The organism is Pseudodesulfovibrio aespoeensis Aspo-2, from assembly GCF_000176915.2.
Taxonomy (GTDB): Bacteria; Desulfobacterota; Desulfovibrionia; order Desulfovibrionales; family Desulfovibrionaceae; genus Pseudodesulfovibrio; species Pseudodesulfovibrio aespoeensis.
The window spans coordinates 300774-313381 of sequence record NC_014844.1 but is presented as its reverse complement, the minus strand read 5'-3'; the positions used below and the strand labels follow the sequence as shown (position 1 = coordinate 313381).

The following is a 12608-nucleotide window of genomic DNA, read 5'->3' as shown; positions in this document are numbered from 1 at the left end:
AGCCGATCAGATCGACTGTTGTCACTGCGTTAGAATTCCCGCATGTCCCGATCCGCCGTGAGGAACGCATTGAGCGACGCCTTTTCCTCGGTGAGCCCGTCCGCGTTCATGCGGGCCTTGGCCAGCCGCTTGCCCAGCTCCACGGCGGGCTGATCCAGGGGATTGATGCCCATGAGCCAGCCGGTCATGATGGTGGCCGCGCCCAGCAGGGCGATGAGCTTGCCCGCCTGCCTGGGGCCGTCGTCGCCCATGAGCAGCTCCACCAGCGGCACGCCGCTGTCGGACAGGGCCATGCGCGTGCCCAGCGCCTCGGCCTGGAGCAGGTCGCCGAAATCCCGACCCCGGACATAGGCGAACTGGTCCGGCAGGTCCATGGGAAACTTCGGCCCGGCTGGCAGGCTGGGGCAGGTCAGGAACAGGCACGCCTTGTTGCGCAGACCGTCCATGAACATCTGGTTGACCGAATGCTGGTCCGTGACGCCCACCGCCGGGATGGGCTGGCTGCCCCTGCCCTCCTTGCCGAGCGACTCGGCCCAGAGCTGGGCGAACCAGTCGCCGAACTTCGCCCACAGGGGTATATAGGCGAAAAAGATCATCTCATCAAAGCCCTTTTCAAGCAGCGCCGCACCCCAGGCGGCCAGCTGGAACGAGCCGTGCGCGGCCAGCTCTTCGCCCGTGAGCTTCGGGTCGGCCAGCGGGGTGGCCACCTCCTGCGCCCCGGCCATGAGCGCGTCGATGTCCATGCCCAGGAACAGGGCCGGGATCAACCCCACGGCGGAGAGCACCGAATAGCGGCCACCGAGGTTGTCGGGCACGGGCAGGGTCGTGATCCCATATTTCCCGGCCTCGGCGCGCAGAAAACCCTGTTTCTCGTCTGTGACCAGGAGCATGTGTTCGGACCACGCGTCGCCCAGCCGCCTGTGCATCCATTCCTTGAGGATGAAATACTGGCCCACGGTCTCGATGGTCCCGCCGGACTTGGACACGGTCACCACCACGGTCTTTTCCGGCGGCAGCTTGGCCAGATACGCCTCCAGGGCGTAGGCGTCCACGTTGTCGGCGATCCACAGGCAGGGGCCACTGTGGCCCGGCTGGCCCTGCTGCGGAAAGAACGCCTGCTGCAGGGCGCGCGCGCCGAGCGCCGAGCCGCCGATGCCGAGCAGGAGCATGTGGTCAAAGGCCTTGATAAAATCCTTGAGCTGGGCCAGATCTTCCTTGAGGGCCGCCGCATAGGGCATGCTCAGAAAGGGAAGCCTGCCCGCGCCGGTCTCCTCGACCAGCCGGGCGGCCATCTCGTCCGCCCTGGCCTCGAAAGCGGCCATATCCAGGTTTTCCAGACTGGCGCCGGTCCAGTCGAGCATGTCTGCCATGATATCCTCCCTCTGTTCTGTTCGCGGTCCCTGCCGGGCAACGGCCCATTGCGGCCACGCCTTGCCCTTCGCCGTCAGTTGACGGGATTATGGGACAATACCAGCATTCTCAAAAAAGGGAAGCGCCCGCATCGTCTCCCTGTCCGCCCTCGCAAAAAAACGCCCGGCTGCGCCTGCTATTCCCGCCTGCCGAACAGCAGCCGTTGCAGATCGGCCAGGGTCGGGCAGGCCGCGGCGTGGCAGACCGGGCCGTGGCCCAGCCGCCCGGCCTGCTTGAGGCGCACCTCGTGGGCGGCCACGGGCCGCACCTGACCGTTCAGGTCGATCTCGCCCCAGAACACGGCCATCTCCGGCAGGGGGCGGTCGTAGAAGGACGACAGGATGGCCGAGACCACGGCCAGATCCAGGCCCGGATCGCGCGAGGCCAGCCCGCCGGTGATCTTGGCGTAGATGTCGTAGCCGCCGAGGTTGAGGCGCAGCCGCTTTTCAAGCACGGCCAGGAGCAGGTTGAGCCGGTTGGTGTCAAAGCCCAGGGCCGTGCGGCGCGGGATGGACAGGAAGGATTTGGAGACCAGGGCCTGGACCTCCACGGCAAAGGGGCGCTGACCGTCCACAGCCAGGGCCATGGCCGTGCCCGACAGGCTGGGGTCGCGCGCGCCCAGAAAAAACGTGGCCGGGTCCTCGACCACCTCCAGCCCGCGCTCGTTCATGGTAAAGACCACCAGCTCGTCGCTGGGGCCGAACCGGTTCTTGAGCACCCGCAGGATGCGCGAGAAATGCTTGCGGTCCCCTTCCAGGTACAGGACCGTGTCCACCATGTGCTCCAGGAGCTTGGGCCCGGCGATCTGGCCGTCCTTGGTCACATGGCCCACCAGGATCAGGGTGGTCCCGGTCTTCTTGGTCTTTTCCACCAGCTCGCCGGACACGGCGCGCACCTGTCCCACCGAGCCGGGGATGCCCTCGGCCAGGGGCGAGGCCAGGGTCTGGACCGAGTCCACGATGAGCAGTTCGGGCGGCTCGGGCCCGTCGAGCACGGCCAGGGCGTCCTCGACCCTGGTGGTGGCGATGGCCAGGAGCCCCGGCCCGAGCAGGCCGAGCCGCTCGGCCCGGCTCTTGAGCTGGGGCAGGGATTCCTCGCCTGAAAGATAGACCGCCGTGCGGCCCAGCCGGGCCTGACTGCCCGCCAGTTGCAGGAGCAGGGTCGACTTGCCGATGCCCGGCTCGCCGCCCAGCAGAATGGCCGCGCCCGGCACCAGCCCGCTGCCCAGCAGCGCGTCGAGCGACTCCATGCCCGAGGTGCGCGCGGCCAGATCCTCGGCCTCCAGGTCCTCCAGCAGTCGGGGCGTGTCCTGGGCCGATGCCGCGCCCGACGGGCCCACAGTCTTGCGGGCCACGGTCACGGCCTCAAGGGTGTTCCACTCCCGGCACGACGGACACTGCCCCTGCCAGCGCGGCGACTGCGCCCCGCAGGACGCGCAGCGGTAAGCTTCCCTGGTCTTCACGGCTACGGCTTCCGGGTCCAGGTTTCCGCGCCCAATATGCCGTTGCCCACGCCCGCAAACACCCAGTGCCCGGAAAACCTGTCGCCGACCATTCTGAGCGTGGTCACGCCGGATTCAGAGCCATCCTCGCTGCGGAACGACAGGCTCAGAACTTTGGCCAGCGGGTCAAAGACGCCCACGCCCACATAGGCGGTGCCGTCCATGAACCCGCGATACTTCCAGGCGTCGCCCCAGGCGGTCAGCTCGGCAATGCCCTGATACTGCGGCGGCCCGGTCGTGTCGCTGCCGGGATTCCACCCGGACACGGCATAGGAGCCCGCGATGTTGCCGGGTTCGGCCACGGCGTCACCTGTAGGCACGACACCGGACAAAAACAATGAAAAAGCCATTATTACGAGAATATACCTAGCAGTCTTTCCAATCATTTTACACTCCGTTGCTCATGAATGATTTCCCTGATGACGCCCAGCGCATGGCGCAGTCTGTCGGCATCCGCCGCCCCGCTGACCGAGAGCCGGACCGCGTGAGGCAGGGAGCCGCGGCCAACCACGAATGCCTCGTCCGGGGTGACCAGCACCCCGCTCTCCCCGGCCACCCTCGTGAAATCGCCGGAGGTCCAAGGCTCGGGCAGCCTGAGCCAGGCGAAGTATCCCGTGTTTTGCAACGATATGTCCAGCCCGGAAAGCATGTCGCGGGTCATTGAGCACCGCCGGGCAGCCTCGGCCCGTTTGGCGGCCAGGGTGCGGTCCGCGGTGCCGTCGTCGATCCAGCGCCGGGCCACCTCGGCCATGAGTGGCGGGGTCATCCAGACCATGTCCGAGATGGCCCGCTCCACACCCCGCACCTGGGGCTCGGGCGAGGCCAGATAGGCCACGCGCAGCCCGCCCGCCACAGCCTTGGACAGGGAGGCGATGAAAAAAGTCCGCTCCGGGGCCAGGGCGGCCAGCGGGGCAGGGCCGGGACCGGCCACCAGCCCGTAGGCGTCGTCCTCGATGATGGTCATGTCCCTGCGCCGGGCCACCCCGGCCAGTTCGTGGCGGCGGTATTCGGGCATGCGCGCGGCAGTCGGGTTCTGGCAACCGGGCATGAGATAGACCCCGCGCACCGGCTGGGCGCGGCACGCCTCGTCCAGAGCCTCGGGCAGCATGCCCAGACGGTCCTGCTCCACCGGCACCAACCGCAGATGAAAACGGCGCGCCAGGGTCTTGACCAGCGGATAGGTGATCCCCTCCACGGCCAGAACGTCGCCGGGCCGGAACATGGCCGAGAGGACCACGGCCAGCGCGTTCTGCCCGCCCACGGTCACGGACACAGTCTCAACCCCGACATCCAGCCCGTAGCGGCGCAGCCAATCGGCTCCGGCCTGCCTGTCGGCCCGACGACCGCAGGAGGGATAGTATTCGAGCAGCCGCTGGCAGTCCGGATCAGCGGCGACATCCCGCAGCGTCACGGCCAGATTCGGGCTCAACGTTTCAAGGGGCAGGGTCATGCTCAGGTCCACCACGCCGGGCAGCTCGTCCTCGCGGTGACAGAGAAAAGGCTGGCCCGGCTCACCACCCACATAGGTGCCGCGCCCGGTCTCGCCGCGCAGCAGGCCGCGCCGGGCCGCCTCGCCGTAGCCACGGGTCACGGTGCCCACGGTCACGCCCAGGGTGTCGGCCAGCTCGCGGTGGGTGGGCAGGCGCGCACCGGACGCGAGGCTGCCCAGCCGGACATCCCGCTCGATGGCGTCGGCAATGGCCAGATAGCGCGGGCCTTCTCGATCCAGGGATGGGTGCCACATTGTCATGGTGACAATTAATACATTGACCGGAAAATTGTGTCAATGTAGCCGGTTGGTCAGGAGGCACCATGACACCAACCCAAAATTCCGCCCTGCGCGGCGCGCGCGACGTGAGCCCGCTGCTGCTGGGCGTCATCCCGTTTGGCCTCATCTGCGGGGCGGCCTGCGTGGGCGCGGGCATGCCCGAATGGGGGGCCATGGGGCTGTCGCTCATCGTCTTTGCCGGGGCGAGCCAGCTGGCCACCATCCAGCTCATGGCCGATCAGGCATCCGTGGCCGTGGTCATCCTGACCGGGCTGGTGGTCAACCTGCGCATGCTCATGTACTCGGCGTCCATCGCCCCGCACCTGACCGCCACCCCGGCCCTGGCCCGGAGCGCCGGGGCCTACCTGCTCACGGATCAGGCCTACGCCGTGTCCATCACGCGCTTTGCCGCGCCGGATGGCGCACCATCGAGCAGGTTCGCCTACTACGTGGGCGCCGGGCTGGTCATGTGGACCGGGTTCAACGCCTGCACCGCGTTGGGCGCGTACCTTGGCGCGCTCATCCCTGCCGGGTGGAGCCTGGATTTCTCCATCCCCCTGACCTTCATCGCCCTGGTCATCCCCGCTGTCAGGGACCGCCCGGCCCTGATCGCGGCCATTGCCGCCGGGGCCACGGCCTGTCTGGCCGCAAGACTGCCCTTCAACCTCGGCCTGATCCTGGCCTCGGCCACAGGCATCGCCGCCGGATACCTCGCCGAACGCCGCCGCGACCGGGCATCCGTCAAGCAGGAGGCCCACCCGTGATCGACATGTCCACCTATTGGGTCGTTGTTCCCATCCTGGGACTTGGCACCTACCTTATCCGGCTCTCCTTCATCCTGCTCATGGAGCGCATCCCCCTGCCCCAGGCCGCCCACCGGATGCTCCGGTTCATCCCGGCCTCGGTGCTCCCGGCCCTGGTGCTGCCCGCCGTGCTCTTCGGCAAGACCGGCACCACCCCCCTGGCCGACCCGGCCCGCACCGGCGCGGCCCTGGTCGCCATGCTCGTGGCCTGGAAGACACGCAACACCCTGGCCACCATCGGCGCAGGCATGGCCGCCCTGTGGACCTTGCAGGCGGTGCTGTAGGCGGGCGGTTGACATCGCCTCCTGGCATTGCATACAGACATGCCACACACCCCCAACCCGAGGCGACAACATGAAATTTTCCACGCAGGATCTGGACTGGGCCGTTGCCGCGGCCGTCATCTCCGGCGAGACCCGCGACACCCTGGTCGCCGCCCTGGAGAAACGCTACGAGCACCGGCCTTCGCTGAGCTTTACCAATGTCCTGTACTATCTCGGTGGCCTGATCGTCATCGCGGCCATGACCCTGTATGTCGGCCGGGCCTGGGGCGACCTGGGCGGGGGCGGCCATCTGGCCGTGGCCCTGGTCTACGCCGCCGTCTATCTCCTGGCCGGTAGCGCCCTGTGGCGCAGGGGGCACCGCATTCCGGGCGGGATTCTGGTCACTGCGGCGGTCTGCATGACCCCCATGGCGGTCTACGGCGCGCAGGAAATGTCCGGGCTATGGATATTCGAACATCCCGGCGCGTACCGGGACTTCTACCATTGGATCAAAGGCGGCTGGGCCGTCATGGAAATCGCCACCATGGCCGCCGGGCTGCTGGCTCTCCGTTTCTACCGGTTCCCGTTCATCACCCTGCCCATCGCCTTTTGCGCCTGGTTCATGTCCATGGATCTCGCGAGCATCCTCTACGGCCCGGACTTCTCCTGGGAGCAGCGGCGGATCGTTTCCCTGTGGTTCGGCCTAGTCATGCTCGCCGCGTCCTACGCCGTTGACCGGCGCACCCGCGAGGACTACGCCTTCTGGGGCTATTTCTTCGGCATGTGCGCCTTCTGGGGCGGGCTGACGTTCACGGACAGCGACAGCGAACTCGGCAAGTTCGTCTACTGCCTGATCAACCTCGGCCTGATGGGCGTCTCGGTGCTGCTGCAACGCCGCGTCTTCATCATTTTCGGCGCCATGGGCGTTGCCGGGTATCTCAGCCACCTCGCGCAGGATGTCTTCCAGAGCACCCTGGGCTTCTCATTCGCCCTGAGCGGCCTCGGCCTGCTCGTCATCGCCGCCGGACTTCTCTACCACCGCCACCAAAAACGCATCGAGACATGGCTGGTCAACCGCCTCCCCCATGCACTCAGGAAAACCCTGCCCCAATATCGATCCTGATTTTTTCGCGCCTCCGGCGGCCAGAGGGGGGAACCTCTTGGAAGAGGTTCCCCCCTCTGGACTCCCCCTTCCAGAACTTTTTGGCGCTCCGCCGCAAGGCGAGGTTGGGAGAGCCGAGAGCCGGACAGCGGCGGAGAGGGCGTGGATATGCGGAAAGACGACCCTCTTTTTATACTGAAAAAAAGACGCACGGCCCGTGCGGACGTGCGACCCTCTACGCCGCCATCAAGCCCTGCCTCTTCCCTTGCCCTTCCAGGCGGCGTAGCCCCAAAACGTTTTGGAAAAGGGAGGGATGGGGGTCCGGGGGAAGGGAGGGAAAAACCTTTTTCCAAAAGGTTTTTCCCTCCCTTCCCCCGGCTTTCCCACCAGCTCACCCACCCACCCGCCGCCCTCCCCCATATCCGCTTGGATTGCGGGGGAAAACGTGCTAGAGCGGGCTCCACGAGCTTTTTTAAGGAGAATATGGAGCCATGAGAGCGAAGATACATCTTGAGACCGCGTTGCGAAAAGTGCTGGCCGACAGGGGTTGGGAGTGGCCGGACAAGGGCGTGATCGAGCCGCCCAAGGACAGGCAGTTCGGCGACATGTCGGTCAACGTGGCCATGATGCTGGCCAAGCAGGCGGGCAAGCCGCCTCGCGCCATAGCCGAGGAGATTGCGGCGGCCATGGCCGACGACCCGCGCATCGCCAGGGTGGACATCGCCGGTCCGGGCTTTCTCAACTTCACCTTTGCGCCCGGTTTCTGGCATGAGACCATTGGCGTGGTGCGCGAGGCGGGCCAGGGGTATGGCGCGTCCGACCTGGGCAAGGGCGTCCGGGTGCAGGTGGAATATGTTTCGGCCAACCCCACCGGGCCGCTGCACATCGGCCATGGCCGGGGCGCGGCCCTGGGCGACTCGCTGGTGCGGATCATGGAAAAGGCCGGGTACGAGGTTGAGGCCGAGTATTATGTCAATGACGCGGGCCGCCAGATGCGCATCCTCGGCTCGTCCATCTGGTACCGGCTCAAGGCGCTGTCGGGCCGCGACGTGGCCGAGCCCGAGGACTACTACCGGGGCGACTACATCATCGGCATCGCCCGCGACGTGCTGGCCGCCAATCCGGGCATTCTGGACATGGACGAAAAGGACGCCGTGGAGATATGCCAGGACCGCGGCATGAACGACATCCTGGACGGCATCCGGGAAGACCTGCGGGCCTTTGGCGTGCGCCACGATGTCTGGTTTTCGGAGAAGAGCCTGGTGGCCGACGGGCTGGTGGACGAAACCTTTGCCGACCTGCGCGAGAGCGGGCTCGGATTCGAGCAGGACGGCGCGTTCTGGTTCCGCTCGACCCAGTTCGGCGACGACAAGGACCGGGTGCTGCGCAAATCGAGCGGGGACACCACGTATTTCGCCTCGGACATCGCCTACCACGACCACAAGTTCAAGCGCGGCTTTGATCTGGTGGTGGACATCTGGGGCGCGGACCATCACGGCTATGTGCCGCGCATGATGGCCGCCTGCGAGGCCCTGGGCAAGAAGGGCGGGCTGCACGTCATTCTGGTCAACCTCGTCAACCTGCTGCGCGATGGCGAGCCGGTGGCCATGTCCACCAGGGCGGGCGAGTTCGAGACGTTGAAGGACGTGGTGGACGAGGTGGGCGCGGACGCGGCCCGGTTCATGTTCCTGTCGCGCAAGTCCGACTCGCGGCTCGATTTCGACCTGGAGCTGGTCAAGCAGAAGACCATGGACAACCCGGTCTTCTATGTGCAGTACGCCCACGCGCGCATCTGCTCGCTCAACGCCAAGGCCGCCGAGGCGGGCGTGGCCCCTGCCGGACCGGACAAGGCCGCCCTGGCCCTGCTCGACACCGAGTACGACCTGGACGTGCTGCGGCTGCTCGACCAGTACCCGGACTATGTGGAGTCTGCGGCCCGGACCCAGAGCCCGCACCTGATCAGCACCTACCTCCAAGAGCTTGCCTCGACGCTGCACAGATACTATACCAATTGTCATGTGCTCTCCGCCGACCCTGCCGTGGCCTCGGCCCGGCTCATGCTGCTGGGCTGCGTGGCCGGCGTGGTCAGGGACGGCCTCGGGCTGCTCGGCGTGAGCGCCCCGGAATCCATGTAGCGAGGATCAAATGTCCGACACCAGCACCACACCGCCCAAGGTCAGGATACCCAAACTGAACAGACCGGACAGGACCTGGGATTTTTCCCTGACCCTTCCGGGCATGATCAGTGCCGTGGGCGCGGGCATCCTTGCCCTGACCTTCTTCTTTGTCATGGGCATCCTCATCGGGCGCGGCTACAGACCTGAAACCGATGTCCCGCCGCTGGGCCAGTTCATGCCCCGGAGCGAACACGGCCAGTTGGCTGCGGAAGCGGAAAAACCGACCATTCTCCAGGCCGTGGAACTGGAATATCCGGAACGCCTCAAGGCGTCGCCGGACAAAATCATGGACACCCACCCCATGGAAATGACCCTCAAGCCCGTAGCCCAAACGCCCCCGGCGCAGGCTCCGGCGCAGCAGGCCCAGGCAACGCAGCCCGCAACGCAGCCCGCAACGCAATCGGCCCAGACGCAATCGGCCCCGGTCCAACCGACCCCGACTCCGGCTGCTCCGGCACCCACGACGAGCCAGGGCGGCGACCCCGTGTTCGACTATATCTATCAGGTGGCGTCCTTCAGGCAGAAGGACATGGCCCAGGGGCTGGCCACCAAGCTGGCCGGAGCCGGGCTGAAGACTGGCGTGGAATCGGGCGAGGTCAGCGGAGCCACTTGGCACCGGGTCCAGGTGTTCCACCAGGGCACGGCAGCCTCCACCGAGAACATGCGCGCCGTGCTGGCCAAGTTCGGCATCGACAAACCGCTGCTCAGGAAGAAATCGGCGCGCTGACAGGCTGCATGCCCGACAGCCGCACACGCATCAACCCCCTGCGCACCTCATGTGCGCAGGGGGTTGATGCGTGTGCGGCGGGGTCCGGGTCGGCCCGGATGGCGGATCACTGCTTGTGCGCGGCCTGCCAGATCTCCCCGCCCGTTTCCTCCTGCCCGCCATCGTCCTCGGCGTCGCGCCGGAACATGCGCCGGGCCAGGTAGATGAACGGGGTGTCCAGAGCGGCCACGGCCACCTTGATGACATAGGTGGAGAGCATGATCTCCCAGAACACGTTGATGGGGAACAGGCCCCAGAAGGCGATGGTGCAGAAGATGGCCGAGTCGAGCAGCTGGCTGACCATGGTCGAGGCGTTGTTGCGCAGCCAGAGCATCCGCTCGCCCGTGCGCTCGCGGATGGCGTGAAAGGCCCAGACGTCGTGCATCTGCGAGACGAGGTAGGCGGCCATGCTGGCCAAGGCGATTCGCGGCATGAAGCCGAAGAGCGCAGCCAGATGCGGCTGGGCAAAGTCGTCGCCCGCAGGCTGGAAGGCCAGGGCGATCTGCATGTAGGCCACCATCATGACCAGGGCCACAAAACCGAGCAGCACGCCCTTGCGCGCCTCCTTCCTGCCGTGGAACTCGCTCAGGAGATCAGTGGACAGGAAGACGCTGGCGTAGAGCACGTTGCCAAGGGTCGTGGTCAGGCCGAAAAGCTCAACTGTTTTAAGCACCTGGATATTGCACAGGAGCAGGTTGAAGACGATGAGGCCAAACAGCCCCACACGGCCAAAAAAGCGGTATACGGCCAGGACCATGCACAGGTCCACGATGGCAAAGGCGATCCAGAGTGTTTCGTTCATGGAGGTTGCCTAGTCCTGAATCCGGGCCGAGGTCAAGCCCAAATTGCCGGGAATCCCGGCAGACCGGCGCGGACCGGTCGCCCTCGCCGGACCCTCCGGCGAGGACAACCACTCCACACCCCGTGCCGCGCCCGGACCGGGCTACCCGCCGAGTTCTTGTTTGTACCCGTCGAGCACGGCAAGAACACTGCGCCCGACCGAGGCGCACGCCTGCTCGTCGATGTTGGCCAGGGCCACACGCAGGGACCAGTCCGGTCCGGCGAACCCGCCACCGGGCAGGCAGACCGTGGCGTGCTGCTCGGCCAGCCGGAACAGAAACTCCAGGGAATGCTCCTTGGTCAGCTTGTCCGCGAACGGCTTGCCGTGCCGCTGCTCGGCCAGGGTTCCAAGGTTGATCAGGGCATAATAGCGCGTCAGGGTGTCGCCTGTGGGCTCGGGCAGGGCCAGAGCCTTGTACAGGGCCGCCCAGCGCGCCCTGAGAATGTCCATGATAGCCTTCTTGTACGCGAATTTTTCATCCAGCAACTCAAAGAGCGAGAACAGGCACATGGCCACCTGCTGCGGGCCGGACAGCCCGCCCGTGTGGGCCAGGGCCACCTGACGGCTGTCCATCTCCAGCCGGTCGATGAAGGTGATGGACTCGGGCCGGGTGGAGGTCAGCCGATACCGCAGGTCGAGCCGGGCCTGCTCCTTGGACGGCAGCCGCTTGATGATCCGGTCGACCACGGTGTTCTCGTGCACCATGACCAGCCCCAGCCGCCAACCTGTGACGCCGAAATACTTGGAATAGGAGTAGACCCCCAGGATGTTCTCGGGCAGCACCGAGCCAAAGGTGTGGAAGGAGTCCACGAAGCTGGCGTAGACCGTGTCCGAGATGATGATCATGTCCGGGTTGTGGGCCTTGATGACCGCCGCCATGCGACCCACGGTGTCCGCGTTCAGGGAGACCGAGGTCGGGTTGGTCGGGTTGACCATGTACAGCGCCTTGACGCCTGGGTCCGCCAGCTTGGCCGCCTCGGCGTCCGGGATCTGCCAGCCCGCCTCCTCGCTGCAGCGGATGTAGACTGGTTCAAGGCCGTAGTCGGCCAGCACGGGCAGCTCCAGATAGGGAGAGAAGACCGGGGTGACGATGGCCACCTTGTCGCCCGGATTGAGGACCATGTTCTCGCGCAGCGAATTGAAGAGATAGATCATGGCCGCCGTGGCCCCCTCGGTGGCGAAGAGGCTGAACTTGCCCGCCGGGGGCTTGCCCGAGAAGACCACCCGGTCCAGGTAGCGCATGGCGATGGCCTCGGTCACTGGAAAGATGCGCGGCGGGTCGGGATAGAAATCACCCTGCACGCCGTCGGTCAGTTGAAAAACGACCTCGTCCGGGTCCATGCCCAGGTTGCGGGTGGCATACTCCATGGCCCGCTCCAGAAACTCTGCGCCGGGCTGGCTCCGATGGACCTTGATGAACGCCGCGAACTCAGCGGCTAGGCCGTCCCTCATCCGCCGATAGCCGATATCCCTGGCAGGCTCGTTGCTCCCAGCCCTTTTGGCTCCCTCCTGCTCAGCCGCCGTGGCCGCGAACAGGGTCAAGAGGGCGAACGCCTTGCGCGCCGTGGTGTTCAGAAAATCCGGGTTGCCGCGCCCCGCGTTGAGCACCGTGCAGCCGGACTTGGCGCAAGCGGCCTGGGCCTTGTCGATGAGCAGGTTCTTGATCTCAAAGGGGCTCTCCTGTTCCAGCCCCTTCCAGTCCTGGGCCGCGGCCAGGGCGATCTGCGGGGCCGTCAGCCCGAGCAGCTGGCCCGCGCTCATGGCCGACAGGCCGAAGCAGGCGGCGTACTTGAAAAATTCCCGACGGCTCAGGCCGCCCTCCCTGGCCACTACGGCGGCTTCATGAACAAAGGGGTGCGTCTTCTGCGTCATTGATTTCTCCCGGCTGATGGTTGCGTGAATTCCTCCCATACTCCCAAAGGGGGCAATCGTGTCAACTTCACGGGGAAAAAGAATCACGCGGGGAAGGAGCCACGA

Annotated in this window: 11 protein-coding genes; 5 read left to right on the top strand and 6 right to left on the bottom strand. The window is 66.2% G+C overall.

The annotated features are described in order from the left end of the window. Positions 1-29: 29 nt before the first annotated feature. From DAES_RS01395 to DAES_RS01380, 4 genes are all read right to left on the bottom strand, one after another. Entirely contained in the window at positions 30-1370 is a 1341-nt protein-coding gene (locus DAES_RS01395; protein ID WP_013513248.1) for a hypothetical protein, read from the bottom strand. 176 nt (positions 1371-1546) lie between these two features. Further along, on the bottom strand, positions 1547-2872 hold the full coding sequence (gene radA / locus DAES_RS01390; RefSeq protein WP_013513247.1) for a DNA repair protein RadA: 1326 nt from the start codon (positions 2870-2872) through the stop codon (positions 1547-1549). Positions 2873-2874: 2 nt separating this feature from the next. Further along, entirely contained in the window at positions 2875-3213 is a 339-nt protein-coding gene (locus DAES_RS01385) for a hypothetical protein (protein WP_049776362.1), read from the bottom strand. Between the two features lie 80 nt (positions 3214-3293). Further along, a complete protein-coding gene (locus DAES_RS01380) occupies positions 3294-4661 on the bottom strand; it encodes an aminotransferase-like domain-containing protein (protein WP_041271303.1) in 1368 nt (455 codons plus the stop codon). A 62-nt stretch (positions 4662-4723) separates the two neighbouring features. Between DAES_RS01380 and DAES_RS01375 the strand changes: the two genes are divergently transcribed. From DAES_RS01375 to DAES_RS01355, 5 genes are all read left to right on the top strand, one after another. Continuing rightward, on the top strand, positions 4724-5443 hold the full coding sequence (locus DAES_RS01375; RefSeq protein ID WP_013513244.1) for an AzlC family ABC transporter permease: 720 nt from the start codon (positions 4724-4726) through the stop codon (positions 5441-5443). Between the two features lie 5 nt (positions 5444-5448). Continuing rightward, positions 5449-5766: an AzlD domain-containing protein gene (locus tag DAES_RS01370; protein WP_041271532.1), complete on the top strand. Its 318-nt coding sequence runs from the start codon at positions 5449-5451 to the stop codon at positions 5764-5766. A 70-nt stretch (positions 5767-5836) separates the two neighbouring features. After that, positions 5837-6868 (top strand): DUF2157 domain-containing protein, encoded by a 1032-nt coding sequence (locus tag DAES_RS01365; RefSeq protein ID WP_013513242.1) that lies wholly within the window; start codon positions 5837-5839, stop codon positions 6866-6868. A gap of 470 nt (positions 6869-7338) precedes the next feature. Next, positions 7339-8982 (top strand): arginine--tRNA ligase, encoded by a 1644-nt coding sequence (argS, locus tag DAES_RS01360; RefSeq protein ID WP_013513241.1) that lies wholly within the window; start codon positions 7339-7341, stop codon positions 8980-8982. Between the two features lie 10 nt (positions 8983-8992). Further along, on the top strand, positions 8993-9751 hold the full coding sequence (locus tag DAES_RS01355) for an SPOR domain-containing protein (RefSeq protein ID WP_013513240.1): 759 nt from the start codon (positions 8993-8995) through the stop codon (positions 9749-9751). 106 nt (positions 9752-9857) lie between these two features. On the opposite strand, the gene DAES_RS01350 is transcribed toward DAES_RS01355, so the two are convergent. Both DAES_RS01350 and DAES_RS01345 read right to left on the bottom strand, forming a co-directional pair. Further along, positions 9858-10592 carry a queuosine precursor transporter gene (locus DAES_RS01350; RefSeq protein WP_013513239.1) on the bottom strand — a complete coding sequence of 245 codons (735 nt, stop codon included), beginning with the start codon at positions 10590-10592 and terminating at the stop codon, positions 9858-9860. Between the two features lie 141 nt (positions 10593-10733). After that, a complete protein-coding gene (locus DAES_RS01345) occupies positions 10734-12503 on the bottom strand; it encodes a bifunctional aspartate transaminase/aspartate 4-decarboxylase (protein ID WP_013513238.1) in 1770 nt (589 codons plus the stop codon). Positions 12504-12608: the final 105 nt, after the last annotated feature.

Excerpts from the sequence above, each read along its gene's own strand:
- DAES_RS01365 (WP_013513242.1), top strand. The coding sequence starts at position 5,837 with ATGAAATTTTCCACGCAGGATCTGGACTGGGCCGTTGCCGCGGCCGTC.
- DAES_RS01370 (WP_041271532.1), top strand. The coding sequence starts at position 5,449 with ATGTCCACCTATTGGGTCGTTGTTCCCATCCTGGGACTTGGCACCTAC.
- DAES_RS01355 (WP_013513240.1), top strand. The coding sequence starts at position 8,993 with ATGTCCGACACCAGCACCACACCGCCCAAGGTCAGGATACCCAAACTG.
- argS (WP_013513241.1), top strand. The coding sequence starts at position 7,339 with ATGAGAGCGAAGATACATCTTGAGACCGCGTTGCGAAAAGTGCTGGCC.
- DAES_RS01380 (WP_041271303.1), bottom strand. The coding sequence starts at position 4,661 with ATGACAATGTGGCACCCATCCCTGGATCGAGAAGGCCCGCGCTATCTG.
- DAES_RS01395 (WP_013513248.1), bottom strand. The coding sequence starts at position 1,370 with ATGGCAGACATGCTCGACTGGACCGGCGCCAGTCTGGAAAACCTGGAT.
- DAES_RS01375 (WP_013513244.1), top strand. The coding sequence starts at position 4,724 with ATGACACCAACCCAAAATTCCGCCCTGCGCGGCGCGCGCGACGTGAGC.
- DAES_RS01345 (WP_013513238.1), bottom strand. The coding sequence starts at position 12,503 with ATGACGCAGAAGACGCACCCCTTTGTTCATGAAGCCGCCGTAGTGGCC.
- DAES_RS01350 (WP_013513239.1), bottom strand. The coding sequence starts at position 10,592 with ATGAACGAAACACTCTGGATCGCCTTTGCCATCGTGGACCTGTGCATG.